General features: G+C 33.8%; 26 protein-coding genes. 9 read left to right on the forward strand and 17 right to left on the reverse strand.

Annotated features, from left to right (window positions below; genetic code table 11):
* Window positions 1–20: 20 nt before the first annotated feature.
* The 11 genes from HH304_RS02810 to HH304_RS02860 form a co-directional block, all read right to left on the reverse strand.
* Window positions 21–1577: a C39 family peptidase gene (locus HH304_RS02810; RefSeq protein ID WP_169677943.1), complete on the reverse strand. Its 1557-nt coding sequence runs from the start codon at window positions 1575–1577 to the stop codon at window positions 21–23.
* A 236-nt stretch (window positions 1578–1813) separates the two neighbouring features.
* The gene (locus HH304_RS02815; RefSeq protein WP_169677944.1) at window positions 1814–2200 is read right to left on the reverse strand and encodes a VOC family protein; all 387 of its coding nucleotides are present in this window, start codon (window positions 2198–2200) and stop codon (window positions 1814–1816) included.
* Window positions 2201–2216: 16 nt separating this feature from the next.
* A complete protein-coding gene (locus tag HH304_RS02820; protein WP_169677945.1) occupies window positions 2217–2651 on the reverse strand; it encodes a lipocalin family protein in 435 nt (144 codons plus the stop codon).
* Between the two features lie 52 nt (window positions 2652–2703).
* Window positions 2704–3837: a chromate efflux transporter gene (gene chrA / locus HH304_RS02825; RefSeq protein WP_169677946.1), complete on the reverse strand. Its 1134-nt coding sequence runs from the start codon at window positions 3835–3837 to the stop codon at window positions 2704–2706.
* Between the two features lie 55 nt (window positions 3838–3892).
* Window positions 3893–4285: a hypothetical protein gene (locus HH304_RS02830; protein WP_169677947.1), complete on the reverse strand. Its 393-nt coding sequence runs from the start codon at window positions 4283–4285 to the stop codon at window positions 3893–3895.
* A 93-nt stretch (window positions 4286–4378) separates the two neighbouring features.
* Window positions 4379–5359, reverse strand: coding sequence for a glycosyltransferase family 2 protein (locus HH304_RS02835; RefSeq protein ID WP_169677948.1), 981 nt, complete (start codon window positions 5357–5359; stop codon window positions 4379–4381).
* Between the two features lie 24 nt (window positions 5360–5383).
* Entirely contained in the window at window positions 5384–6298 is a 915-nt protein-coding gene (locus HH304_RS02840; protein WP_169677949.1) for a carbon-nitrogen hydrolase family protein, read from the reverse strand.
* Between the two features lie 51 nt (window positions 6299–6349).
* Window positions 6350–7756, reverse strand: coding sequence for an NHL repeat-containing protein (locus HH304_RS02845; protein ID WP_169677950.1), 1407 nt, complete (start codon window positions 7754–7756; stop codon window positions 6350–6352).
* A gap of 82 nt (window positions 7757–7838) precedes the next feature.
* On the reverse strand, window positions 7839–8852 hold the full coding sequence (locus HH304_RS02850) for a hypothetical protein (protein WP_169677951.1): 1014 nt from the start codon (window positions 8850–8852) through the stop codon (window positions 7839–7841).
* A gap of 142 nt (window positions 8853–8994) precedes the next feature.
* Complete coding sequence (locus tag HH304_RS02855; RefSeq protein ID WP_169677952.1) at window positions 8995–9603, reverse strand: DUF2306 domain-containing protein; 609 nt, start codon at window positions 9601–9603, stop codon at window positions 8995–8997.
* Window positions 9590–11128 carry a YARHG domain-containing protein gene (locus HH304_RS02860; RefSeq protein WP_169677953.1) on the reverse strand — a complete coding sequence of 513 codons (1539 nt, stop codon included), beginning with the start codon at window positions 11126–11128 and terminating at the stop codon, window positions 9590–9592. Before HH304_RS02860 ends, HH304_RS02855 begins: the two co-directional genes overlap by 14 nt.
* Before the next feature lie 291 nt (window positions 11129–11419).
* On the opposite strand from HH304_RS02860, the gene HH304_RS02865 reads away from it, so the two are divergent.
* From HH304_RS02865 to HH304_RS02885, 5 genes are all read left to right on the forward strand, one after another.
* The gene (locus tag HH304_RS02865; protein ID WP_169677954.1) at window positions 11420–12202 is read left to right on the forward strand and encodes a DUF1206 domain-containing protein; all 783 of its coding nucleotides are present in this window, start codon (window positions 11420–11422) and stop codon (window positions 12200–12202) included.
* A 16-nt stretch (window positions 12203–12218) separates the two neighbouring features.
* Window positions 12219–12458, forward strand: coding sequence for a hypothetical protein (locus tag HH304_RS02870; RefSeq protein ID WP_169677955.1), 240 nt, complete (start codon window positions 12219–12221; stop codon window positions 12456–12458).
* A 92-nt stretch (window positions 12459–12550) separates the two neighbouring features.
* Window positions 12551–13342, forward strand: a complete 792-nt coding sequence (locus tag HH304_RS02875; protein ID WP_169677956.1) for an MlaE family ABC transporter permease — start codon at window positions 12551–12553, stop codon at window positions 13340–13342.
* A 2-nt stretch (window positions 13343–13344) separates the two neighbouring features.
* Window positions 13345–14106 carry an ABC transporter ATP-binding protein gene (locus HH304_RS02880; protein ID WP_169677957.1) on the forward strand — a complete coding sequence of 254 codons (762 nt, stop codon included), beginning with the start codon at window positions 13345–13347 and terminating at the stop codon, window positions 14104–14106.
* Window positions 14103–15059 (forward strand): MlaD family protein, encoded by a 957-nt coding sequence (locus tag HH304_RS02885; protein WP_169677958.1) that lies wholly within the window; start codon window positions 14103–14105, stop codon window positions 15057–15059. The genes HH304_RS02880 and HH304_RS02885 overlap by 4 nt, the downstream gene beginning before the upstream one ends.
* Here the strand turns inward: HH304_RS02885 and HH304_RS02890 are convergent, their stop codons facing one another.
* Window positions 15060–15992: a mechanosensitive ion channel family protein gene (locus HH304_RS02890; protein ID WP_169677959.1), complete on the reverse strand. Its 933-nt coding sequence runs from the start codon at window positions 15990–15992 to the stop codon at window positions 15060–15062.
* 260 nt (window positions 15993–16252) lie between these two features.
* Between HH304_RS02890 and HH304_RS02895 the strand changes: the two genes are divergently transcribed.
* Window positions 16253–16444, forward strand: a complete 192-nt coding sequence (locus HH304_RS02895) for a CsbD family protein (protein WP_169677960.1) — start codon at window positions 16253–16255, stop codon at window positions 16442–16444.
* A 40-nt stretch (window positions 16445–16484) separates the two neighbouring features.
* Here HH304_RS02895 and HH304_RS02900 read toward each other — a convergent pair whose 3' ends face one another.
* Entirely contained in the window at window positions 16485–17729 is a 1245-nt protein-coding gene (locus HH304_RS02900; RefSeq protein WP_169677961.1) for a hypothetical protein, read from the reverse strand.
* A gap of 370 nt (window positions 17730–18099) precedes the next feature.
* Between HH304_RS02900 and HH304_RS02905 the strand changes: the two genes are divergently transcribed.
* Entirely contained in the window at window positions 18100–18402 is a 303-nt protein-coding gene (locus tag HH304_RS02905; RefSeq protein WP_169677962.1) for a rhodanese-like domain-containing protein, read from the forward strand.
* 256 nt (window positions 18403–18658) lie between these two features.
* On the opposite strand, the gene HH304_RS02910 is transcribed toward HH304_RS02905, so the two are convergent.
* From HH304_RS02910 to HH304_RS02925, 4 genes are all read right to left on the reverse strand, one after another.
* Window positions 18659–19558, reverse strand: coding sequence for a DUF6999 family protein (locus HH304_RS02910; protein ID WP_169677963.1), 900 nt, complete (start codon window positions 19556–19558; stop codon window positions 18659–18661).
* Between the two features lie 11 nt (window positions 19559–19569).
* On the reverse strand, window positions 19570–21420 hold the full coding sequence (locus tag HH304_RS02915) for a 3-oxoacyl-[acyl-carrier-protein] synthase III C-terminal domain-containing protein (RefSeq protein ID WP_169677964.1): 1851 nt from the start codon (window positions 21418–21420) through the stop codon (window positions 19570–19572).
* Window positions 21413–22150 (reverse strand): sterol desaturase family protein, encoded by a 738-nt coding sequence (locus tag HH304_RS02920; RefSeq protein WP_333908731.1) that lies wholly within the window; start codon window positions 22148–22150, stop codon window positions 21413–21415. Before HH304_RS02920 ends, HH304_RS02915 begins: the two co-directional genes overlap by 8 nt.
* A 227-nt stretch (window positions 22151–22377) precedes the next feature.
* On the reverse strand, window positions 22378–23310 hold the full coding sequence (locus HH304_RS02925; protein WP_169677965.1) for a YihY/virulence factor BrkB family protein: 933 nt from the start codon (window positions 23308–23310) through the stop codon (window positions 22378–22380).
* Window positions 23311–23638: 328 nt separating this feature from the next.
* Here HH304_RS02925 and HH304_RS02930 point away from each other — a divergent pair, with 328 nt between their 5' ends.
* Together HH304_RS02930 and HH304_RS02935 are read left to right on the forward strand one after the other, a co-directional pair.
* Window positions 23639–25309 carry a tetratricopeptide repeat protein gene (locus tag HH304_RS02930; RefSeq protein WP_169677966.1) on the forward strand — a complete coding sequence of 557 codons (1671 nt, stop codon included), beginning with the start codon at window positions 23639–23641 and terminating at the stop codon, window positions 25307–25309.
* A 290-nt stretch (window positions 25310–25599) separates the two neighbouring features.
* On the forward strand, window positions 25600–25749 hold the full coding sequence (locus HH304_RS02935; protein ID WP_169677967.1) for a hypothetical protein: 150 nt from the start codon (window positions 25600–25602) through the stop codon (window positions 25747–25749).
* The last annotated feature ends 9 nt before the right edge of the window (window positions 25750–25758 follow it).

Raw genomic sequence — 25758 nt, forward strand, 5'->3', positions numbered from 1 at the left:
TCAGGAAGCATAATTATTTTTTATTTGAAATACACTTCATGCATCCAGACATATCCGTCCGGAGCGAATGCTGCTTTTACAGCACTCTTATGATATTTTACCACTTTACCTGCTGTTGAAGTTTTATAGTATCCGGAACTGTAAGCTCTTTGATCCCATCTTCCATATGGATCATGAGCATAGTAATATTCACCATCATAACCAATAAAGACTATCAGGTGTCCGTATGAAGTAGTATAACCATGTGCCATAACCGGTTTGCCTTGAGCTAAAAACTGGTTCATACGGCTAAGAGAACCATAGGCATTACCATATATTCTTGCGCTAATACCTGCATAAGCTGCTTCATTGTTGAATACATATTGAAAACCAGGAACTGTTTGGGCTTGTTTTGTACCATAATATCTTGAAATCTGGTCAGGTGTAACATTAGCTCCATAGTAATTCAATACCATTGCAATTGCAGTGTTCTGACAAGAAGTGTATGGGTTTATCGCATTGTTTAACTGCCAGAAGTATGGAATTCCTTTTATATAATCTGATGCGGTAGGATCTTCAATGGTATCCGGGTAACTACCTCTTCTACTAACTAAAAGCTGTGTTTTGTTAGAGTTATAAACTTTTACAGTTGTATAAATCTGACCTGCCTGATTAAATTTCAGTGTGAATTGTCCGGTAGCAGAAGACCTTCCTGCAGGAATAGTCAAGTTGCCATAAGCTACAGTATAAGTTCCGGAGCTTCTTGAAACAGATACCTCAACATAATAGGTCCTGTTAATAGTAGTGTTTGTTGATTCACTTAAAGTGACTGATAAATTCTCATTTGTGTTAATTGTAATTGGAGAAGTAGAATAATAAAAGCTTCCAATATTTGGTTTTGGTGCACTCTGGCCGGTGTTTAAGAGAACACCTTTGCAGTAGATTTTTTCAATTGAATTATTGCGAATAGTAATTCTTCCACCAGGCAGATTTAAAATTAAATCTGATCCATTGGTAGTTGTCGATACCTGGTTTGATGCAATATCAGGTAGTTGTAAAACGTCAGTTCCACCTCCATCTTCAATGATATCGTAACCATCATACAAATAATAGTAATAGGTGTCATTACCACCACCACCATTAACCTTGTCATTTCCATTGTTTCCGAAAAGGAAGTCATTTCCACTTTGACCATAAAGCTCATCGTTTTCCTTACCACCATAGATATAATCGTTGTCAGCTCCACCATAGAGTTTGTCATAACCTTGATCACCTCTAATGATGTCATTTCCGGAGTTTCCTTGAATAAAATCATCTCCTTTTCCTCCGTAAATCAAATCATCACCGCCATTTGCATATACCTGGTCATGGTGTGCATAAGCTATGATCATATCATTACTCGAGTAGCCTTGTAGAAAATCCTGATTGGCAGTTCCATAAATCGTTCTGGAATAAGATCTGGCCCTAATCGAATCCGGCATGTCAGCAAACTCAATAATTTCAGGAGTTGATGATGGCGTTGAAGGATTGATGTTTTCCTCCTGGCAGGCATATAGTATCATGCCCACCATGCATAATAATGCTAGTGTTTTTTTCATGTTTGGGTTGCGTTTTGGTTTTAAAGGGCGCCAAAATCGAAATAAACATCAAAAAAGTCAAATAATTAATTGTAAAATTACAAAATAAATGTTTGGTGAGTTTTGATTGTCAGATGGTTAAAATAGATGGATTCTTATTGGTTTAATCGTAACTCAACTTTGATGAGTAAACAGGTTGTTTTTTTAAGTGCTTGTTATTGAGTAGGTTGTAGTGTTTTTTTTGGAGCGTATTTTGGTTATTTTTCAATAACGTCGATCAGGTTGCCATATAAATCTTCTATAATCATAACCTTGCCATGTGGCAATGAAGTTGGAGGTTGAGTGACTGAAATTCCCTTACTTTTGTAAATTTCATAGTCGGAATCTACATCGTTTGTGTTAAGGATAAACAATACTTTTCCGGCACTTTGATTACCCACCTGAGATAATTCTCTTTCATTATTGACCTTATTAAGAATCAACATAACACCTGATGACGTCGAAGGAGAAACCGTTACCCATCTTTTAGTATTACTAATGGGTGTATCTTCAATTAAAGTGAAATCTAATTTATTCGTGTAGAAGTCGATCGCTTCATCATAGTCTTTAACTAGTAGGCAAAAACCTGAAAATGTTTGTTTCATTTAATAAAGATACTAATTAATCGGTATATGCTTTAGTGTAAATCAACATAGGACCATCGCATGGAGCAGAGCCTCCTATTAATTCTTTTTCTTCGATTCTCAGGTATTCAGTCTGATCGCCAGTACAGTTGTCAATCAATTCAGAGTCATTATCATATTCAAGTTTAATGTACTTTCCATCTGAAAGATCTTCTAAACTATAATTTCCTGAAGCTGATTTACTAGAATTACTTTCCTTAACAGTTTTTGTAAAAGTTTTATCTCCCCGAAAGGTGTATGATTCATATCTACCTAGCTCACTTCCGGTAAACTCTGTTTGAGATCTCCCGGCAATCATCTTATGAAGAGTCCAATTTCCAGTGATGCTTTGGTCTTGAATGGTTTTGTTGTCAATGTTTGCACAAGAAACTAACGCAAAAATTAGCATTGGTATGTAGATAAATTTATTCATGGTTAGGGTTTTAATTTATAATACTACAAAAATCTTTCCAGTATTATTGAATCTATATTAACATTAGAAGATATCCTAAAATTGATGATCCTAAAACGATCCACATTGCACTTAATTTTTTTGGACCAAAGGTAAATACTAATCCTAATATAGCTAAAACTATACTTTGCCAATTAGTTAAAGTGTCTTGTGCCATAGAAATTAATACTGAACACATTACCGCAACTGCAGCGATGTTTACAGAGTCAAGAAACCCTCTCAAAAAAAGAGATTTACGCATTTTTGGAATTAATGGATTTAGTATCCATACAAATAAAAATGAAGGTAAGAAAATTCCGGCTGTGGCAGCCATTGCGCCTTTAACTCCTCCCATTTGATACCCAATAAAAGTGGCTGTAGATAATACCGGACCGGGAGTAAACTGACCAACTGCTACAGCATCTATAAGTTCTTGCCTTGAAAGGAGACCATTCATTACAAGTTCGGCATCCAGATATGCAAAAAGCACATAACCACTACCATAAAGTATCGAACCTACCTTAAGGAAAGACCAGAATATTTTTGATGTATTAATAAGTTTATCATCTGCCAGAGGATCACTTCCTAATATAAAGGTTAAGGGTAATAAAGAATTAGTAGTATTACCCTGACGGACATAAAAATAGATAGCTCCAATTAAACCTGCTCCAAGTAGTGCAAGAATCTCATTTACTCCGAGAACACTTGCTATTAAAACAAGAGCACCCAAGATTCCAAGCTCCGTATTTTTGAGTGCTTTTTTACCAAGTTTAAAAATAGCGCCTGCTATAATTGCTAAAACGGCAGGTTTAATACCGTAAATAAAGGGTTGTACTTCGGGTAATTGGCCATACTCTGTGTATGCCCAGGCTAAAACACCGGTTATAACTACTGCCGGAAATATAAAACTTATACCTGCTGCAAATAAACCGGGGATTCCGGCTCTTTCATGTCCGCAGTGCATAGTCATTTCTGTCGAGTTAGGGCCTGGGATAAGGTTTGTTGCTCCCATTAAATCAAGAAAATGTTGTCTTGACATCCACTTTCTTTTATTAACAACTTCTTCTTCCATCATGGCAACATGAGCTGCCGGACCCCCAAAGGCAATGCATCCAAGTTTAAAAAATAAAAATATTACTTCCTTTAAGTTATTCTTGTTGGTATCCATAACTAAAATTTCCTCAAAAATATCTTAGGCAGAGGAACTCTCAAAGTTTAATTTTTTAATTAATAGTTATAGAAAAGCTGAATTGCTTGTCAGGCGTTTCGGTATTTACAATAAAATTATATACGCCTTTACTTTTAGGTGAGAATTGATATGTTGCTTCAACAGGAATTAAAATCTGAGCGCAACCAATACAAGCATCATATTCTCCTTTTGCATCTATATAGGTTGTGTTTCCATCTTCTATAGATTTTAGCTCGGTAAAAGATTGACATGCTTGCGATAAAGTCATATTGAAAATAATATTTACCTGATCGCCAATACGTGCTGTAGCTGGGGCGCCTGCATTTTCAATGACGATAAATTGCTTTTCAATACAGCCGATTTCTTCGTCATCCTTTTTGCACGCTATTACACATAGAAGTACTACAAAAATTGAAAAATATCTCAAGGTATTAAAAGTTAGCTTTAGTGCTTATAACATTAAGATAAGGATAATGTTCTAAAAATCAATTTATTATAATGATAAAACTGGGTTTATTGCCTATCTGAAGAAATAAAAGTTCTTCATTTCAATTAATTCCATGTTCATAAATAATTGTTTAAGCTTTTCTTTTTGAGCCTTTTCTTCAATTGTGATGATGAATTTTGATTTTTTTCTTTCTAATTCCGGCTTGAAAGAAGGGGAGTTTTTTTTAGGCTTATCTTTTAACCAGGTATATGATAACTTCTTTTTTGTAAGAAGATCTGACAATATTTTACCTTTCTTACCAGCTCCAATAATGGTGATGTGTTCGCCTTGAAATTCTATAGAAAGCCAGTATTGAAGTTTGATCTTAAAAAAGGCTTTCTGGGAATAATTTTCACTTCTTCTGCTGGTTCGGTTTTGATGCTCTCTCCATAAGTGCAGGGTTTTATCTACACTTTTCACTTTTATGCCGGATGCGTACATTCTGAAAACCAGATCATAATCTTCAGGATATATTGTGGAATTAAATGCTCCAATTTTATCAAGATCTTCACGGTGTATGAGCCAGTTCGGAGAAGCTATTACGCATTCTTCATAAATATGATCCCAATGATTATTTTTTTGACACAAATTATTTAGCCAGGCGGCATATTTTTTATAACCGGGAGACACTTCTTTCTTCGAAAAGTAAACAACCGGAGAAGTTACAACAGTGCCTTTACCCTCTTCAACCAGCATTTGTTTAAGTAAGAGTAATTTATCCTGTGCCATAATGTCATCTGCATCCATTCGATGAATGTATTTACCTTGGGAATATGAATATGCCTGTTTTAATGCTGAGATTATTCCCGTTTCATTGTTTTGATAATATTGAATTCTTTGATCTTTTACTGAATACTGTTTTATAATTTCAATTGTATTGTCAGTAGAATGGTCATTAATAATTATAAGTTCCCATTGAGTCTCCGATTGACTAATGACACTGTTTAAACATTCCTTTAGGAAGGGCTCAGCATTTTTTGCCGGCATTAATATTGAGATTAATCCAGGAATCATAAGTTTGCTTAATGGGGACTGTTGCTATAAAGAGGTTCTGTCTGCAGACCTTGCATCATTAATTTGTTCTCCACTATGATATTGACCATTAATGGCTCTTTCCCTCCAATACTTAGTTGAATCATAGAAACTTTCAGAAGTATCAATTTCAGAAATCAGAATGCTGTCTATATTCTTTTCTAATTTTCCAGTTATAACTCCATCTGGTCGAACTAAAAAAGATGGCCAGCATGACTGAGGGGCAGAGGTATTACTTGCGCTAATATATACATAAGTATTTGCAGCGTATGAAATCATCGTAGCAGGCATAGTGATCTCCGGAAATGTTGATCCCGGGTTATATTTGAGATATTCTTTATCTATAGGTTTTTGTATCTCATCTAATTTTTCAGTTGATAAATTTCCTGCATAATATGAATGGAACATCACTTCCACTCCCTTCATTTTAAGTTCACGGTATAACTCAGGGTATCGATATTCATGGCAAATAAGGACACCACACTGAATTCCATTTATCTTAAAAGTTGTAAAATGATCGCCGGGAGTAAAGTGGGCCAGTTCTTCGTCCAATTTATCAGTTCCAGCACAAAACATTTTATCATACCTGTCCTGAATTTGGCCCTTGTTGTTGATGATATATAGAGAATTATGAGGCTTGTCTGTTTTTGAAAGTTCATGAGCAGAGCCTAAAATAACCCAAATATTGAGTTCTTCAGCCATATTCATGATTTCTAGTGTTGACTCTCTAAGTAGCTCCCAATCAAAGTTTTTAAAAGATTCAAAATCAATTCCCGGGTAACCTGACAGGGCATTTTCCGGGAAGTGGATGACATCACAAGCCTCTTTTGAAGCCTCTTTCATTTGAGAGATTATTATTTCTTTATTTTTAGAAATATCATCACTAATTGAAAACTGACTGGTTGCTATTTTTAGTTTCATGGTAAGGTTAAATTATTTCATGAAACTAAATAATCCTTGTGTTAATTAATACTATCGAATGGTAATTTTCCAGATTAACTTATAGCCAAAATCTGACACATAGATTTCCTGATTGGTTTTAGCAACAACACCACTAACCTGATCCATTTTAATGCTGGCGGGCGATCCAATACGGAGATAATAAAAACCAGTAGCAGGAGGAGTTCGTTCGCAGCCACACCATGTTGGGGTGTCAAAATGACCTACCCCGGCCAGGGTTATTGTCTCTCCTGAAAGAGTTACTCTTCTTAATGCGCCGTTTGAACCATCTACAACATATAAATAACCATCGTGATAATCCATGTCTGCCGGGTATGAAAAAGCAGCAGCAGACCCGGTTCCATCTAACATATCCTCAAAAGTTACATCTCCTGCCAAATCAATACTTGAGCCTGAATTTAGTTCAACTATACCTTGAAATAAACTTGAAAGTCCTCCGGTATAGTAAATGCTTCCATCATGATAGGTAAGGCCAGCAGGAATTCGGATTTCATCTGAGTCGATAGTTGGAATTACATGGCTACCAGGCACAGTTGTCACTTCGCCTGAAACAGATATTTTCCGAACATTGAATTCATCGAATGTTTCGGGGATTTTATTTCCTACATATATATTTCCTTCATCATCCAGGGTTAATCCCTGACCATTAATTCCTGAGGAAGTAAGTTGCGTAAGTGGCTCAGTTCCAAAATTAAATGATGCTGATGCTGCTGGGCCATCTATGATTCCTGCTGTTCCATCTCCGGCAATAATGTTTATTGTAGTTGGAGATGTTATGTCTATACTTTTAACTTGTTGAGCTGTTGCATCAGCTATATAAAGCAAGTTTTCTGATTCATTAATATCAATGCCAACGAGACGGCCAAATTCTCCACTCCCACCAGCAAATATGGATACACTACCTGATAGGTCTACTTTCTTAATTAAGTCATGTTCTGTTTGCTGGTCAATAACATAGAGATTTCCATCTGTATCAATGGTAAGTTTACCCGGTAAATCAAACTCATCTCCTTCTCCGGCATAAACGACTCCCCTAACTGTAGGTAAGTACCACAAACAAGGGTCACATAATCTCCATATTTCATTTCTGAAACGAAATAATATAGATAATTCCTCCGGATCAATTAAATCAAAGACAGTTAACTCAAAAAGTACATAATCCTGATCTGCTTCTTCTATATGTATTTCCTTATCATTAATTAAAATAAGGCCATCTTTTACCAGGTCTTCATTGGCATTAAGTTCGGCAAAATATTGAGACTTAAGTTTTATTTTAGTTCCACTGGCAGCTTCATCAATTTCTTCATCCAGGGTGTTATATACTTTTGCAGGTCGATCTTTGATTTCATTGTTGTCATTATCGTCTTCGCAAGAAAATAATAAAACAAGTATTATGCAGAGGTAGGGTATGGTCTTCATGATACTAGCTGGTTGGTTAATTGTAATTTAATTAAAATTCAGCTGTATCTGTCTGTATTTAAGGTTATTAATAGGTCCTGTGTTAAGCTGTTTGATTGTTGATCATTCCTTTGAACTCTTCCTTTTTATCAACATAAATAGCTAAAGATTTGAATTCTTTTCTTAGTCCATAAAAGCTTTTGAATGTACTAGCTTCTTTTAAGGTTATAATAACATTATGATAATCAAGAGCTCCTAAAGGAGATAGTTTTTGACATGATTTATCTTCAGGCAGGTCTTTTGAAGAGAGTTCAATTTTCTCAATATTTTCAATTGGAATTATAGCTTCTGAAATAATGCCAAATCTTAGGATGATTTTGTTTTCAAGAATAATATGAGGTCGGTAATAGATAGATTTTAACCAGCCAAAAATTTGGAGTCCGCTATAGATACTTAAACCAGATAATATCCAGGCAGCATAAATATTCCATTTTTCAAGGAGAATATGAAAAATAAATGTTTCAGCAATTACTAAAAGAATTATTATTGCGAGAGTGGCAATAGAACCACTGGTCTTATGATAGGTGAAGTTGTTCTTTTGTAATTGTTTTGATTTCCATTTGAAGAACCCAAAATAAATAATTCCAATCTCGGTAGCTAATAAGGAGGCTATAGGACCCGGTAATGATTCTTTGCATGTTATGAGCAAAGCTTCATAGAAATCCGATTGATTTTTTTGATTTTGATTAAGGTCTATAATCACTCTTCTGGTTTTGATAATTATAAAAGTGATTACTCCAAGTTCGATAAGGGGTATTCCGTAAGATCTAAATAGAGATAAGTAGTATTGATTTTGTTCCGGAATAATATTAACACCGACTGTCGTGCCGATAATTAGTAAAGGAACTATGGTGATTTTTGGAACTTTAGATTTTCGAATTACCAAAAACCAAATAAACGGGATAATTATAATCAGGTCAATAATAATAGCATTTGATAATATAATATCGCGTGATACCAGGTCGATATTTAAAGCAACTAACACTAAAGTGAATAGAAGAATAAAGGGGATGGCAAATCTGAAATTCCTAATTTGTGTATGTAAGGATGCTATCATGAGGTGTCTGGTTGAGGTTAAATTCTATTGGTAATTTAAGGGAATTGATTGAATAGTTATATCAAAAAATGACCTGCGGTAAAATTAATATTTGAAATGTGTAATATTGGATTTTTATTAAGCTACGAGTGATTTTAAATAATCAATTTGTAATTAATTTCACTCTTAATCGATAGATTATTAAATAAAAACATAAAGGAACTGACCAGCTTAAAATTGAAATAACTACATATCCGGACTTTCCCGGGATAATTTGAAGTTGATTGTTTATGAAAGATAATACCCTTAAGAATATTGCTGAATTAGCTAATATGAAACTGCAGATTGCCCAGAATTTATGATTTTGTTTATTGGTATTTTTGATCGAATTATAAGTTTTTAAGGTAGAAAAAGCCCATAAAATGGAAAGAGAAATGAAATTAATTGTTGATATCGATCCGCCAATTGCAAAGAATGCCATGAATAACCCAGAAGGAGCTGCCAGAAAAATTACAATGCTAACATATGAGGTACCTAACCATCGATGTATTTTGGTTACAGGACAAAGCACCTGAATATATCCTAAAATAATTGCAGTTGTAGCAAAAATAATATGGGTATAAAAAGCATACTTGTAATAGTGAAACACCTCAGCTTTATCACTTAAAAAACCACTTGTGAAATCAGGATTAATGTAATCAATACATTTGAGTAAAATTAGAAGCGTTATCAGGATGCCCGGAATATAGAGGAATCCCTTAACCAGCCGCATGATAGAAAACTTGCTCAGGCTTTGTGAATTCATCTTCTTTACCATTCATTTCATTTCTTTTTAAAAGTATTAACTCGATATTTTTTCTATCCAGATCAGTTAGCAAACTATCAACGTTATCATGAAGAGGAACATACCAGCTCTGCTCTTTGAAATATTCTTTCCAGAAAGAGGTTTTGAATTTATAACCATATTCTGCAAATATTTCATTTCTCATTAGGTCAAGGTCATTGATTGAAAGGTGCTTAGTCTTGATGTATGTAGAACCTCCATATTCATCTGGTTTACTAAACTGAGAAACTGAATAGAAGCAGCCGGTGAAATATGAATCGTTAATTTCTACAAATTTGGTAAAATCATATTTTCGACTGGATTCTAAAAGTGTTATTTCTCCAGTTTCATCGATACTATAAAATCTATAATTAGTATCATTAAAAATGGTGCTCCCTGCTCTAGTGTTTGATTTAACTTGGAGAAGAGTATCCGTCACTAGTTTAAAGTCATAATCATTACATTGAGCATTTAAACCATCCTCATTTGATAGAATAATTGAGTTGAAAATATTATTATCGGTATTTTGAATTAATAATTTAGATTGGTTTATTGAATATCCTCTAGCATCAATTCCTGATTCTTGAAATTTTACCACAAATGCTTTGATCTTTTCTCCTATCGAAAGAGGGTTTTCTTCAGTTGTTTCAATATTAAAATGTTCTATCCCGTAATCTCCATTGTGTTGGCCAGGGTTGGTGACATCTTCCATTACCTTTTGGCCATAGATATTCATTCTAACCAGAAATGAAGGTAGTACGAAATCGCCTTTTCCGATTTGTTTCTCTTTAAAAGTACCATAGTTATAAGTACTGTAAATAAGATTATCTAAAATCGAATTATTATTTATTTGAAAATTGCTTAAGTACCTGGATGGGTCATATTCTACTTCGTAATAAGAATTCAAATTATCAAATTCAATTTTATACCATCGCCCATTTTTAAATCCATATGCATGTTCCTTTGCACTATTTTCATCAGGAATAAAGAAATCAAAATCAGGGTCTAAAACTTCGAAAGTAGAATAATTAAATATCCCATATAAATTACCAGTATTTATTTCCATGCAATTTTTTAAAAGTTGATTTGGATTCCCTATTGTTTCATATTTGAGATTTAAAACCAGATCAAGAGAATCAGTTGCTAACCCATATTTTGGAGGGGTATTAGAAGAATATTTAGAAGGTTGGTCTGTAATATAAAATAATACAGATTTCTCTGTTAATACATAATAAGGTGCTCGACCATAAAGACTATTAAGATACTGTACTCTTTTGTGGAAGGTGATTGAATCCAGTTCAAAATCAGTACTTTTTTCTATAGTTGATTTCTCTTTTTCAACGGTTACTAACCTGTATTCGTTTTGATTACTTTGAGCAACTTTTTCAGTATTTGTTTTTTCGGATTTTGTTGAATCGCAAGATATAATCGACAATAAGACAATAAAGTAAAAAAATAATCTATTTGTATTCATTTAAAAATATTGATAAATCAATTGTGAATTTGTCTAAAATTTGATTAAAAGTATAATTTTAATTTTTGCGAATAAAGATATTTTCGATTAAAAAAGGAAAAGATTGTAGTCCAGACTTACTATTCTTACAATATTCCAGGGCGTTCACCAATCCACACATTGTGTAGAATAAAATCCACATACATTCTCCTTGTTATTTTAAAATCCTTTTAAATTCATTAAAAACAACGAAAGTTCGGTTTTTGCATATCCTATGTCGTCATAAAATATTAAATACATTTATAGAGGGAGATGGATTCTAAAAAAGAAAAATATGCGAGAATAGGAATTGCTACCAAAGGGTTTGTGTATTGTCTAATTGGTATACTAACAATTATGGCAGCTTTGGGACTTGGAGGTAAAACTACAGGGTCATCAGGAGCATTAGAGTCTATTGCTGGAGGACCTTTTGGTAAAATCTTGCTGGGTTTAACAATTCTTGGACTCACAGGGTTTATTTTTTGGAGGATGTATCAGGCGTTTATTGATCCGGAAGGTAAAGGTTCTGATGCCAAGGGGATAGCAAGAAGGTCAGGATACTTTTTTAGCGGGTTGTTTTATGGAGGTGTTGCATTTACTGCTGTAGAAATATTATTTGGTTCTGGTGGTTCTTCAGGAGGCAATCAGACTATTGTAGCTAAAATGCTAGGAAGTTCAATTGGACAGTACCTGGTCATAGGTATGGCTCTGATATTTTTTGGAAAGGCAATCTATCAATGGTATCGTGCATTTTCTGATAAATTTAAAAGTAAAGTGAAGGAATCCGGGCTTGATAAAAACGCGAGAACTATTTTAATGAATTCTGGAAAGGTGGGATATATTTCAAGGGGTGTTGTGGTAGCAATTATCGGTTACATGACGCTAAGAGCAGCTATAACCGCAAATTCATCAAATGCTGGTAGTACGAAAGAAGCTTTTCAATTTATACAAAATGAATTTGGATCATTTTTATTACTGATGGTTTCAGCGGGGCTGTTTGCTTATGGTGTTTTTATGTTTGTGAAGGCCAGGTATAGAAGTATGGCTACTAATTAATTATAAAGATTTAAATATGAAAATAAGTAAGAATGAGATCTTATATAGCTTAGGTGCCTTGGTAGTAAGCTATGGTTTGAAAGAAGGAATTAAATATGGTTATAAGAAAATATATGGTAGACCGTTACCAAATAATCCGGTCTATTCTGGGGTGGCTACTAGCCAGGCTTTATTCTGGACTTTAGGCCTCTCAGCAGCAGGAGGATTGGCAAAATTGTATTACCGTAAAAAAATGTCTGCATTAAAGGAAAGTTGATTTTTCATCTGTAAATTATTAGTTGTAACACTTTAATGATAAGTGTTGCCATGTTTTTCATTTTCATCATTTAATAATACAAACACGCTTTTATGCGGTTACCTTTTTCTGTTAGAAAAATTATTTACGTCAGGTTAGCTGAGTTCTTCGATACAGTCGGGCAGATTGTTCATTTCTCAGGGAGATTCTTTAAGCATTTATTTACGCCTCCATTCGAATGGCAGGAAATGCTTAATCAGACATTTACACTGGGATATAAATCATTTCCCTTAATTGGAGTGACAGCCTTTATAGTAGGTACTGTCTTTACCATGCAGTCTTACCCGACAATGTCCTCATTAGGAGCAACTGCCTGGATACCTACAATGATATCAATATCTATTGTCAGGGAAATCGGGCCACTGATCACTGCATTGATATTTGCGGGTAAAGTAGGGTCAGGAATCGGGGCTGAATTAGGGTCAATGAAAGTGACAGAACAGATTGATGCAATGCAGGTTTCGGGAACTAAACCAATAAACTATCTGGTAGTAACCAGAGTGGTTGCCACAAGTTTAGCCGTTCCTTTATTAGTGATATATACAGATTTTATTTCGTTTCTGGGGTCGTATTTTGCTCTAACAAGAGAAAAGGATATTACGATGAGTTTATATTTTAATCAGGTGTTGGGTTCAATTGAGTTTAAAGATATTATACCGTCGATATTTAAGTCATTCATTTTTGGTTTCAGCATTGGAATGGTGTCATGTTATCAGGGGTATTATGCGGAAAAAGGAACCAAGGGTGTTGGAAAAGCTGCTAATACTTCCGTAGTGATATCTTCATTTTTAATTTTTCTGATTGACCTGATAATGGTTCAGATAGTAAATATTCTTTTTAATTAGAGATGGGAGACAAGAAGGTAATAGTAGCCGAAAATATAAAGAAAGCCTTTGGATCTAAGTTGGTGATTGAAGATATCAGTTTTGTATTAAAGGAAATGGAAAACTTGGTTATCATGGGGCGATCAGGCACGGGGAAATCTGTGTTGATAAAAAGTATTGTTGGATTGGTAACTCCGGATTCAGGGAAATTAGAAGTGTTGGGAGAGAACATTTTGGGAATGGATGACGATCAAATAGATAATATAAGGCGATCTGTAGGGTATTTATTTCAAGGAGGGGCATTATATGATTCAATGACTGTTGAAAGGAATATGAAATTCCCATTACGGAGGCATCCTGATCGTCCTTCTGAAGGAGAAATTAATGATTTGGTTGATGAAACTCTTGAAAATGTTGGGCTGTTGGAAACAAAAGATAAATACCCATCTGAATTGTCAGGAGGAATGAAAAAACGTATAGCCTTAGCAAGAACTTTGATCATGAGGCCAAAAATAATGCTATATGACGAGCCAACCACTGGACTTGATATGATTACATCTTCAGAGATCAGTGAGTTGATTATTAAAATGAGAGAAAAATACAACATATCATCAATTATTATAACTCATGATGTTTCATGTGCGGAATTAACATCAGATAGAGTGATGATACTTGGTGAAGGTAAAATTCAGGCTGAGGGGGCATTTGAAGAGCTTAGTAATTCCGATGACAAGCATATTCGTTCATATTTTACCATGATACATAAAGACAACAGAACTATATGAAAGATAAGATCAAACTAGGTTTATTTGTGTTTTTGGCTGTTACCTTATTGATACTTGGAATGTATTTTGTCGGTGCGCGTAAAAATTTATTTAGTTCCAATATTGAAATACAGGCATGTTTTAAAAATGTAGCTGGTATCCAAAAAGGTAGCGCAGTTCAGTTTGTTGGAATAAATGTAGGCGCTGTTGAAAAAGTTAAAATAATTGACGACTCGACTGTATGTCTGGTTATGAGCTTAAACAATGAGCAAGCGCAATTTATTACCAAAGATGCTGTAGCTCAAATTGGGTCTGAAGGGCTGATGGGGAATAAAATGGTTTCTATAACTCCTGGTTCAACAGGTGCTTCGAGAATTGAAGATGGAGATGAGTTAAGTTCAAAAGAACCGGTAAATGTTGAAGACATCATGGCCAGTGTAATGCAGAATAGTAAAAACCTTGAGAAATTTACCGGAGACCTTGCTAAAATAAGCCAAAATCTAATAAAAGGTAGGGGCCTCGCAGGTCGATTGCTGACTGATACAATCTCCGAGGGTCGAATTGAATCGGTTATTTCTGAATTAGAATTAACGGTTGCAAATCTTCATAATGTTAGTGCTGATGCCAATGATATATCAACTCAAATTACTGAAGGAAAAGGAATGCTCGGTAAATTGGTTTATGATAAATCAATGGCCGAAGACGTTGAGCAACTAATGGACTCACTGAATAATGCTTCTGCTAAGTTAAATCTAACTCTACAACAACTGACTGAGTTTACTGAAAAAATGAATAATGGAAAAGGAACATTATCGCTATTGGTAAATGATTCAACCATGGCTTACAATCTGGATACGACAATAATCAATGCTAAACAGCGCGTTATCGAGCTTGAACACACTATTGATGTTGTAAACGAAAGTTGGTTACTTAACTTGTTTAATAAGAAAAATAAAGAAGATCAATTTGAATGATCAGCTTTGGCCTTCTGAAGAATTACCAGTTGCTGTTTTGCTAATAATAGATACAGGCATCTCTGATAACTTTTCTCCACCTTTAATTCCAAAATCCAGAGTTCTGATAGGAAATGGAATTGTAATGTCATTATCATCGAAGGCTCTTTTAATAGCTTTTATAGCTTTGTGTTTCATTCCCAAATACCCTGGTTGATCAGGATATTTTACCCAGAATCGTATATTGAAATTTATAGATGAGTCACCAAATTCATGGTAATCAAATATCAGGTTTTCTTTATCTATAACACCGTCAAGATTAGAAACTGTATTAATAACAAGTTCTTCAACTTTTTGTAAGTCATCACCATATGAAACGCCCACTGTTAGGTCAATTCTTCTCTTACCAAGGATGCTATAATTAAAGATATTAGACTGCAAGACGTCTTTGTTAGGGATATAAACTTCCTGACCCTGAAAAGTTTTTACTACAGTAACTCGTAAATTTGTTCTTTGGACACTTCCCATAACCCCTTTTATGTCTACTATTTCTCCAACATGAAATGGAGTTCTGAATGCCAGAATTACACCCGAAACAAAGTTTGCCGCAATATCCTGAAATGCAAAGCCAAGGGCCAAACCTACAATACCAACTCCTGCTAATGCTGAAGTTAGTGCTTTTTCAAGTCCTAAAACGCCTAAAATTATAAACAATCCGAAGCCAAGAATTGCATAATAAAGAATCGTAGAAAATAGGTTGTTTAAAACCTGATTGTCTGAGGTTTTATTAAATATTTTTTCAAACAAACGTGAGCCGATTTTTGCCAGAAAAATAAACAGGATTAATAAAATTACCGATAATATCATATTGGGAATCAGCTCGAGGAAAGTATCCAACCAGGAACTTAGTTTATCGGTAATAGTTGTTATGGCTTTTTCAGTTTCTAGCAGCATATCTTAAAAGTTAGGTGTAAAACAAAATGTTGTTTTTCCTCACAGTTTATGTGAAAAATTATCCACAGAATAATAGGATTTGATTTAGCTTAATCTTTTCAAATTATTAATTCTTATTAAAATAATTTGAAATAACCTCTTTATCAAGTTCAAAGGGTTATATCCTGATAATATTGGAGTTAAATATAATTAAATGCTATTGTGGCATGGTATTTCCACTATAAATAATGAAAACTTAACTATAAAATTAATAAAAAGTTATGAGTGCAATAGAAGATAAAATCAGAGGGAACTGGAATCAAATCAAAGGAAAGTTGAAAGAAGAATATGGAGAATTAACTGACGACGAATTGATTTATGAGGAAGGCAAGGAAAATCAATTACTTGGTAAGATTCAGGAAAAGACGGGTAAAACCAAGGAAGAATTAAAGAGTTTTATTGATAGTATATAAATCAAATATTAAAAAAGGGCAGTTAATTAACTGCTCTTTTTTAATATTCTACCACTTTGTCAATTACAAACTTTCTTAATGCCTCACCCTCTATAAGTTTGTATTGAATTTGCCTTGTTTTACCTGTAGGATTAGCGTTTGTATCACCAGTATTATACACTGGGAATCTTCTAACAAGGGTGTTTTCAACGATTGCAAATTCATCGTGGCCCATGTATCCCCGAGATAATGAATCTACATTTCTTAAATCTGGTAACTTGCCAGTCATACTTAGTGATTTACCATTGTTTATCGAATAGCCATGAATTGAGCCATAGCTGCCACTGCCATCTGAAACCTCATATATTATTAGTTCCGGAAAACCATCAACATTCAAGTCACCTGTTTCTGCATTTGTAATAGTTCCGAGAATACATGTTTTATATACTTGGTTGTCATTTTCCAATCCATTTGGCATCACAGTAAGCGTATCCTCTTTAACTGATACTAAAAAACCATACTTTTGATAATTCAGGTATTTACTAAACTGGGTGATGTCAATTTGATCCGGATCAGGAGACTCATTTATTTTCAGGTAGTTTCCTGCCAATGTTGCACCACCGCTACAATAAAAATATAGTCTGTTTTCGGAAGTTTGATTTTCAGGTTTGATAATTAATGAATCCTCTTTGATAGTAATTGAAACATTCATGCCATCATCATAAAGTTTTAAAGTATTTTTTTCTGTTAAAATTGCACTGCCGTCGAATGTACAGGAGGGTTTCTTTTGGTCAGCTCTTGACCTGATTGAAACTTTTACTTGCTTATTATTTAATGGAGTTAATGTTACAGAAATCCAATCAAAGCCTTGATCTTTTTTAGCATATCCATCGCTAACGTATGACCCAAATATCGACTGATCAGTTTGAGCTGATAATTTTTGTACAGTAGTATTGATTAACCTTCCTTCAGAGATTTTTTTATCATTATCGTAAAAGATGTAATGATTACCTTTTAACCAGAAAATATGTCCTTTTTCGTCATGATATTTAATTCCTTCAGCCGAAGATATCCTGGATAAAGTGTACTTAGAATCAAAATTCTTTTCATGGATAAGAATTTTTTCAGGCGTTGAGTTGTTGACCTTATATAAATCAAAGATGTACATCCCGTCATCCGAAAAATATGAGGATGTTAAAGAAACCTCTAGCGTATCAAATATGCTTTCGCCTTCATGATTTTTTCTTTTACATGAGGTTATTACTAGTAGGATAAATAGAGATATAAAGAATAGTTTATAGGACATCAGAAATAGCTGGTTTTTATTAATATAAATTACTAATAATGTGGCTACTATTCAATAAGGTAATGTATTGATGGGTAAAAATTTGGGGTTTCTTAATAAAATTATTTTAGTGAATTTATTATGTTATTTTAAGATTGTTTTTTTGCAAAATGACTTTGGAGTTATTTATAAATCGTTGATTTTAAGGTATTGGACGGTCTGATAAATGTGATTATTTCAATATTTCGTGTTTTTGATTGATTTTTAGTTTTGTTTGTGGTTTTTTGATTTTGAGTGGATGAGGATAATTTTTATTTGGCTTTTCTATATTTTATCAATATTATTGATGTGGTATTTTTTGAATTATTCAAATTTTTTAAACTGTATTTGTATGTATAAAAATCTTAGTCCGTCAGAGTGGGCGGAGAAAGTTAAGGAGGACTCAGATGTTGTTATTGTCGATGTGAGAACTGAAGCTGAATTTAAGGAAGGTCATATCGAGGGTGCATTAAATATTTCGAAAATTGATGACCATATAGATAGCCTTGACAAATCAAAATCCTATTATTTACATTGTAGAGTAGGGGGTAGAAGTGCTTTTGCAGCGCATACAATGTCAAAAAATGGCTTTAGCCGAGTTTATAATTGTAATGGTGAACTTACGTCGACAGGTATTAACCTGGTGAAATCATGATCTTTACTTTTAATTGAAAAATAGTAAGACGCTATTTTGACTAGTCCTAAAAAAGATTAACACTATTTTAGTTAAAATTTAATTAAGAACCATAGGATATTATTCTGTGGTTTTTTCATGTCTTTGATCGAGTGGTTAGGAAAGTGCCTATTTTGTGAAGAAAAATATAATGAGAGGTGAAAAAGTTGTATTACCAGGAAGATGATGTGTTAATCTATTGCTACCTATATCATCTGTATAGGTAGCAATAGCTTTGTTATTTTGCTTCGGCTAATGGAGAAATGATTCCGTCTTCACCTACTCCATTTTTAATGTTTACAAGTACTGCATGTAAAGTTTCTGCAGCTAAGCCATGTAATACCAGTCTATAGGCTGCGCTGTAGGTAGTGTCAGGTACCATTGGGTGTCGATTATTTATTAATCCGATATGTCCAGGAGTACCCAAAATTTTGGCGGTATAAATAGCCACAGTCTCATCAAGTTGTAATGAATTTGATGCTCTGATAAAGTCGTTATAAGTCAGAAATAGTTGATAGAAAGGCGTGAATAACTCAATTGAAGATCTTAAATCAAGAAAATTCGTCCATTTATCAGGGAAATCGATATGGTTAAACTGATCATCAGTAATCATATCAAGATTTAGATTTGAAGCCTTCTTGATTTCGATATTCTTTTGCTGAAGCTCGTAATTAAGTTTGATAATGAAGTTGTAAAGGTTAAGGTCATGATTTAGAAAAAGATCATCTTTTACATCTTCGAAATCATAAGGTTTTAATGGAGTATTTAGTACACTTGATCCCTCAATGTTTCTTGCTACAAATTCCAGGATTTCACTTCCTACATGAAAATGTCTAAATATGAGTAGGTTGGCGTCCTTGCTGACAAAGTTTTTTAACCCCCAAGCGAGTATTTTGTGTAATATTTTTGATGAGTTAAAAAGTTTAGGGAAAAACCACTTAAAAACATGAATAAAGAACATGGTTATTTTAGACCAAATCTTAATCACTGGTAAGAGATATTGTACAGAACGAGAGTCATTATCTCTTAGTAGTGCTTCTTTGGTTTTTTTATTAATAGGAATGCTGCTGTCTAAATACAGCGCCAACCAAGGGTTGGGATCTCTAGAGTCGTGGTATTTTATATCAAGTTCTTTCATTGAAGTTAATTTTAATAATTCCCTAATTCTTCTAGTTGAAGTTTATATAATCTGGCAGTTGTTTTAGCAGTTGAGGCAATCTTTTCTGCTATTTCCGGCGTCATTGAAGGGTGATTTAATGCTTCCTCAAGTCTGTGGAAATGATTTTCGTCAGCAACACCATGATAAGTAAAAAACGAAACCTGGTCTTCTTCCAGTCCTAATTGTAGCTTTATCATATTGCCCCAGTGACCAGCAAGTCTTTTGCCGATTCCTTCAATAATAAACATTGCTCCCAACAAGTCAACTGGGTTTGGCTGACTTGCCTGATTAAACATATACGCTGAAAGTGCCTTGCTTCCGATGTTTTTAATGCCAGTTTGTATTACCTCTAAATTTTCACCCAATGCCTTCCAGTTCTTTTCAAGGATTTGATAATCTTTATGTTCGGTAGCAGTGTGTTTAATGAAGGCAGATCTTAATTCAAAAATGTCAATTGATATGTTAGAAGCAGCTCTGGATATCCACTGAGAACCATCTATGACTTGTTGTCTTAAATCATGTAATAGGAGTTTGTAGTCTTCAAGTGTAAGCGTGCCCTGATGAATTTTTTCAACAATTGGAACATTAAGTAGATCTGATTCAAAAGAAACCCAGGTTTGGGTTAAGCTTCTAACCAACGCTTCAAGAGTAGGGTTTTTATTTACTACTAATTCCGGAGCTTCAATTTCACGAGCCTCAAACTTATTTATATTTTCATTATCCGGGCCAACAACTTTTAATTTCATAAAAGAAGTAACAAACCTGCCACTCTCAGGAACCATACAAATAATATTGTCACCTGGTTGAAGGTTGCCAGAATACATTAGTTCTTCAAGCATAATATAGATCGAAGCTGCTCCTGTATTTCCTTTAGATTGAAGGTTACTAAACCATTTCTTATCTTCAATAGGAGCACCACCTTTTTGCATTAGCTCCTTGATTGGCCCTTTGAAGTATTCTGAAGAATAATGACAACACAACCAATCAATGTTATCAGGATTGATCATGCCTTTATCTATTAACTCAAAATAGTGTGCTACTCCGGTTTCAACTACTTTAGGTAATAATTTAACGTCTTGTCTAAGATTTAACGCACCTGCTTTTGAAGCAGATTCATAGTCAGGGTAATCCAACCATGTTAATTCCTTCTCTTTTTTGTTTGTTGTAGTGCCAGTGTACATACAAAGAGGGTAGTCATTAGCATGAGATTTAAGGTCAATCCATTCAATTTTCAACGATAAAGAAGATTGCGATTTTTTGTTTCTCAATACAAATGCACCCGAACCATCAGATAACATCCATCGTAGAAATTCCTGATCAAAAGAAAGTCTGTTAATTCCCTGAGCTTCAAAGCGTGATGATTTAAAAAGGCGGCTGGAAAATTCACTCCCTGAGCAAACAGCATTTTGTTTCTCTCCACTCTTGATTTGTGAATAAGCACTTTTTAGCGCCATTATACCACTAGCACAAACACTTTGGAAACTCGAAATCTCACAATTTTTGATTTTTAGCTCGCCATGTACCATGCTTGCAAATCCTGGGACTGGAAGATCGCCCTGTGTGGTTCCCGCAGAAATAAGTTCGATATCTTTTTCATTCACCTCAGATTTTTTTATCGCATCAATTATTGCTAAAGCCGATATCTCTGCATTTGTATGCGTACTTTGCTGATTCTTATCAATAGCATAATACCTGGTCTTTATGCCATTTTGTTTAAGTATCTTTTCTTTAATTTTACTAGAGTTCCCATTGATTTTCCCCAGATACTCTTCCATTTCATCATTTGATATGGGTGAGTTAGGAAGGAACTTCCCGGCACTAGTTATATAAACTTCATTCATGTTTATGGCTTTTTCTAAAAATCTTTTGATTGAAATAGTCTATCCAGTATAATGCAAATCCATATTCTTTGGAGGCATTATTGTGATGTTTATTATGAGTGGTTCCAAAACGGAATATTCTTGGTGCACCTTTCCATTTAATTCGATAATTACAATGCCCTGCCAGATTTAATAATATGCTCACTAATGGGAAAATAGAAATTGATATCACTGAAAGAGGAATAGCCCAGATAATAGTTAGTTGAACAGTGCTTAATAACAAAGCCTCAAACCAATGAAAGCTATAAACAGAGAATACTGTAGGTGTAACAGATCGATGGTGAATTTTATGAGCCCATTTTAAGAAAAATGGAATATGCATAATTCTGTGAACTATGAAAAAGTGAATTTCATTCCAAGTTGTTAATACTAGAATACCTATGATTATATTTTGTAAAGTGTCAGTTTGGGTGGCGATTTGTCCTGATCTAATGAGAGAAATTATTGGAATTCCTGAAAAGGCAAAAATCAGGATTGAGATACACGAATTTTTTATCTCATATCTTATCTGACTTTTAGTTACCTTTCTATCACTGATTTTTTCAATCACAGATAATTTTTCAAGCCTTTTGCAAAGGGTTAGAAATAAAGGAGCCAGAACAAAGTATAATGCAATAAAATATACTATTGAATAAATTAAGACTATAAAAAGTGGTTTTGAGTAAACCAAATCGTTAATTATTTGCTCCACTATTTTGGTTATTGTTGATAATTAAAAAAATAAATCCTATTAGTTATAAAGCTGGTAATTTAACGATCAAATTGTGAATTTCGTTTAAATTTATTCTAGTTTTTGATTTAGAAGTCTCAAAAGTTATTTTTTCATTCCTAATAAGGAGAGGTGTTTTTTATAAATAAATCAAGCGATGTTACTGGTGATTTTTATGTAGGGAAACTTGATCAGGGTAATATTTTAATCTAATCGATAGTCTGGTATTCATCAGTATGTTTAAGAATATATTCCGGAGTATATTCGGCATATTCAGAAGGACGGATTTCATATCCATATTTGTAAGTGAACACCTGAGTGAATTCAGCTCCAAAAAACAATATAAGGCATGAATAGGATACCCAGAGAAGAATTAGAATTAAAGCTCCTGAGGCACCAAAGCTTGATTCCGGGTTTGTTTCTGATAGATAATATGCGATAAGCCATTTCCCTAAAGAAAATAGTAAAGCGGTAATAAGTGCACCAATCCAAACTGACTTCCAATGAATTATAACGTCGGGGAGTACTTTAAAAATTGCAGCAAAGAGAAGTGTGACAATAAAAAGTGACAGAAGAAACTCTCCTAATACTGTTATGATCATCATATTTGTAGAAAATGTTTCTGACAGCCAATTTGCCAAAACACTGATCATCGCAGAAAGTGATAACGATAATAACAGCAGGAAACCGACTACAATAATGATTCCCATTGAAGCAATCCGATCTAATAGCATTTGCTTAATGCCGCTATTCGGTTTTTTTTGCACTTCCCAGATGTTATTAAGGGATTTTTGAAGTTGAAAAAACACTCCTGTAGCACCAAATATCAATGAGATAACACTAATAGCTGCGGCACCGAATTTTTGTTCATCAATCTGGCTTTTCGATAGGATACTTTCAATATTATTTGCAGTCTTTTCACCCATCATTTCAGATACCTGTTCTGTAATTGCTCCGGTGGCAGATTCTTCCGAAATAAAAAAACCAGCAATAAAAATAACCATAATAAGGAATCCAGGCATCGCAAATACAGCATAATATGCTACAGCAGCAGCCTTTCCGAATGCGTCATCAGCCATCCACTCTTTATAGGTCCACTTTAAAAGAGAGGGAAGGTCTTTAAGTTTGAACTTATTGTCCATAATTAAATTTAACAAATAATCGGTAGGAATTTTATGATACTTATCTATAATAAATTGATGAAATATGAATTCAATTTTTTGATGATTTGTGTTTTGATATAATTTCTGAGTTAGGTAAATGAATTTTTAAGGTTTTAGAATACAAAGTTTTGGCAATAAAAATGCTTTCAATTTGAACTAATGTTGAACAGAGTTTTTAATAACTTCATATAAATAATTAATAATAAATTGAAAAGAAGTGAATATTGCCAAAACTCTTAATTAGGTAATTTATTTATCTGTGTCATAACTTATTAAAAATATGATTTTTTTATAATATTGGGGTACGATGAGGCTACTACTACTCACATGTATTTGTTTTTGTCTTTCACTAAATGTAATTCTTGGTCAGGGAAGGTCCCGAAGAATTATTGATAGTCTGCAGATGGTCCTATCAGATGATATTTCTGAAGAGGAAAGAGTAAATACATTGATTAGTCTAGGTGTTAGTTATCAGTCTACCAGTCTTGATTCATCTATCATTTATGGAACTATTGCTCTGGAGTTATCAGAAAATGTTAATGATTCTCTAAAAGCAAGAGTATATGATCTTTTAGGGACCGCTTATAATTATAAGGGATTATATGATCGATCTTTGAAGAACATGATTCAAGGGTTGAAGTATGCTGAAAAAATTCAAAATCCGACCTATGAAGCAACATTTTTAGTGAATATTGGTACGGTTTACGATAGGCAGTCAGCATTTGATAAAGCTGAGGAGTATTATTCCAAAGCTATTAAGCTTATAAATGAAGTGGATAAATCGCAACCAGGAGGTTTTCCTAGGAAGTTGATTTTTCTTTCAAATATTAACAACAATCTGGCAAATATTTATGGTAACCGTGGTGATACAACTTTAATGTTGGAGTACTATGATAAAGCTCTTACAAATGCCAGAGCGGTTAATCAGGAAGAGCTTATTTCATTGATTCTCAATAATATTGGTAATACTTATCTTTTCCAGGGAAACTATGAAATGGCATATGAGAATCTAAAATCTTCATTAATAATCCGTCAAAAGTTAAAAGGCTTTAAAAGTCTTGCCCAGTCGTATAGAAATTTAGGTTACTATTATTATAAAACTTCAAAGCCAGATTCCGCAATATATTATTTTGAAAAAAGTATTGATGCTGCAAAGACTGTAGGGAGTTTAAAGGAACATGTAGATTCAAAAGCGGGGCTTTCATTAGTATATGAAAAGCTAGGTGAATCTGATAGAGCTCTTTCAGAGTTTAAAGAGTTTAAAATGCTAAATGATAGTTTATACAATGAAAAAAGAGTCTCAGAATTAGCCCGGATCGAAAGTGAATATTTATATGAGAAGGAGCAGTTGAAGCTTGAATCAGAACGTAAGCGCAAAGAATTCAGAATGTATCTGATTGTAGGTGCTTTATTGTTTTTGATTTTGCTTTTGGTGTTACTGGCTATGTTTCAGAGACATAGGGTTAAATCTGCCAGATTAAAAGCCGAAACACTTGAGCTGAGACAAAAATCATGGGCACTAGAGAAGAAAAATCTAAACCTTGAATTGGAACATAAGAATAAGGAGATGTCAACAAAACTTCTTTATCTGTTTAAGAAAAACGAATTGATTGATGATGTGATTAAACAGTTGAAGGATCTTGTAGTAAACCTTAAGACTGAAAATAAACCTATAGTACGTAAAGTAATTAAAAATCTTGGCGTTGTTTTAAATGAGGATTCATGGCAGGAATTTGAATTGAGATTTAAAGAAGTTCACCAGGATTTTTATGATTCATTAGAAACAAATTATCCTGACCTCACACCAAATGAGAGAAGGCTTTGTGCATTTTTAAAACTTAATATGACTAGTAAAGAGATCTCCTCTCTTACCGGTCAATCTATCCGAAGTATTGATGTTGCAAGAACCAGGCTTAGAAAGAAATTCGGAATAACAAATTCGGAAGTGAATCTGGTAGATTTTTTATCATCTATTTAATCGAAATTTCCTCCTGTTTAAGTTTGTCAACACGAAAGTATCTATTGTATTTTTAATAGAGTGCAAGAGTCTTGCGGCGTGTTTCCTGTTAGTTTCTTAATAAAATCACTCTTTTTTATCGAAAAGCTGTAAAAGCTGTTAAAATGCCTGTTTAGGGTTGTTTTAAGGCTGATTGTGCAGTAGTTGTGCAGTACTAAAAATGGTGCTGTAGCATTGATGTGTAGTGTCATTTTAGAAAGATAGCCAGCCAAATTAAATAAGTTAGTGTATTGGATTAATTGAATATTTATATGGAGGAAGAGAAAGATGACAGAACAAATGAGCAGGAGAAGCAGGAGATTTCAGAAGTTGAATTGCTCAATAAAATTCAAGAACAAACTAAGACTCGACAGCAAGCGCTGATTAAGATTATGAAACAATTAAATAGTGGTAATAAATAAACCTAAACC

The organism is Marinigracilibium pacificum (assembly GCF_012926615.1).
GTDB classification, from domain to species: Bacteria; Bacteroidota; Bacteroidia; order Cytophagales; family Cyclobacteriaceae; genus Mangrovivirga; species Mangrovivirga pacifica.

Bases quoted from the DNA above. Each gene is read 5' to 3' on its own strand.
- HH304_RS02810 (WP_169677943.1), bottom strand. From the start codon at position 1,577: ATGAAAAAAACACTAGCATTATTATGCATGGTGGGCATGATACTATAT.
- HH304_RS02815 (WP_169677944.1), bottom strand. From the start codon at position 2,200: ATGAAACAAACATTTTCAGGTTTTTGCCTACTAGTTAAAGACTATGAT.
- HH304_RS02820 (WP_169677945.1), bottom strand. From the start codon at position 2,651: ATGAATAAATTTATCTACATACCAATGCTAATTTTTGCGTTAGTTTCT.
- chrA (WP_169677946.1), bottom strand. From the start codon at position 3,837: ATGGATACCAACAAGAATAACTTAAAGGAAGTAATATTTTTATTTTTT.
- HH304_RS02835 (WP_169677948.1), bottom strand. From the start codon at position 5,359: ATGATTCCTGGATTAATCTCAATATTAATGCCGGCAAAAAATGCTGAG.
- HH304_RS02840 (WP_169677949.1), bottom strand. From the start codon at position 6,298: ATGAAACTAAAAATAGCAACCAGTCAGTTTTCAATTAGTGATGATATT.
- HH304_RS02845 (WP_169677950.1), bottom strand. From the start codon at position 7,756: ATGAAGACCATACCCTACCTCTGCATAATACTTGTTTTATTATTTTCT.
- HH304_RS02850 (WP_169677951.1), bottom strand. From the start codon at position 8,852: ATGATAGCATCCTTACATACACAAATTAGGAATTTCAGATTTGCCATC.
- HH304_RS02855 (WP_169677952.1), bottom strand. From the start codon at position 9,603: ATGCGGCTGGTTAAGGGATTCCTCTATATTCCGGGCATCCTGATAACG.
- HH304_RS02860 (WP_169677953.1), bottom strand. From the start codon at position 11,128: ATGAATACAAATAGATTATTTTTTTACTTTATTGTCTTATTGTCGATT.
- HH304_RS02865 (WP_169677954.1), top strand. From the start codon at position 11,420: ATGGATTCTAAAAAAGAAAAATATGCGAGAATAGGAATTGCTACCAAA.
- HH304_RS02870 (WP_169677955.1), top strand. From the start codon at position 12,219: ATGAAAATAAGTAAGAATGAGATCTTATATAGCTTAGGTGCCTTGGTA.
- HH304_RS02875 (WP_169677956.1), top strand. From the start codon at position 12,551: ATGCGGTTACCTTTTTCTGTTAGAAAAATTATTTACGTCAGGTTAGCT.
- HH304_RS02880 (WP_169677957.1), top strand. From the start codon at position 13,345: ATGGGAGACAAGAAGGTAATAGTAGCCGAAAATATAAAGAAAGCCTTT.
- HH304_RS02885 (WP_169677958.1), top strand. From the start codon at position 14,103: ATGAAAGATAAGATCAAACTAGGTTTATTTGTGTTTTTGGCTGTTACC.
- HH304_RS02890 (WP_169677959.1), bottom strand. From the start codon at position 15,992: ATGCTGCTAGAAACTGAAAAAGCCATAACAACTATTACCGATAAACTA.
- HH304_RS02895 (WP_169677960.1), top strand. From the start codon at position 16,253: ATGAGTGCAATAGAAGATAAAATCAGAGGGAACTGGAATCAAATCAAA.
- HH304_RS02900 (WP_169677961.1), bottom strand. From the start codon at position 17,729: ATGTCCTATAAACTATTCTTTATATCTCTATTTATCCTACTAGTAATA.
- HH304_RS02905 (WP_169677962.1), top strand. From the start codon at position 18,100: ATGTATAAAAATCTTAGTCCGTCAGAGTGGGCGGAGAAAGTTAAGGAG.
- HH304_RS02910 (WP_169677963.1), bottom strand. From the start codon at position 19,558: ATGAAAGAACTTGATATAAAATACCACGACTCTAGAGATCCCAACCCT.
- HH304_RS02915 (WP_169677964.1), bottom strand. From the start codon at position 21,420: ATGAATGAAGTTTATATAACTAGTGCCGGGAAGTTCCTTCCTAACTCA.
- HH304_RS02925 (WP_169677965.1), bottom strand. From the start codon at position 23,310: ATGGACAATAAGTTCAAACTTAAAGACCTTCCCTCTCTTTTAAAGTGG.
- HH304_RS02930 (WP_169677966.1), top strand. From the start codon at position 23,639: ATGAGGCTACTACTACTCACATGTATTTGTTTTTGTCTTTCACTAAAT.
- HH304_RS02935 (WP_169677967.1), top strand. From the start codon at position 25,600: ATGGAGGAAGAGAAAGATGACAGAACAAATGAGCAGGAGAAGCAGGAG.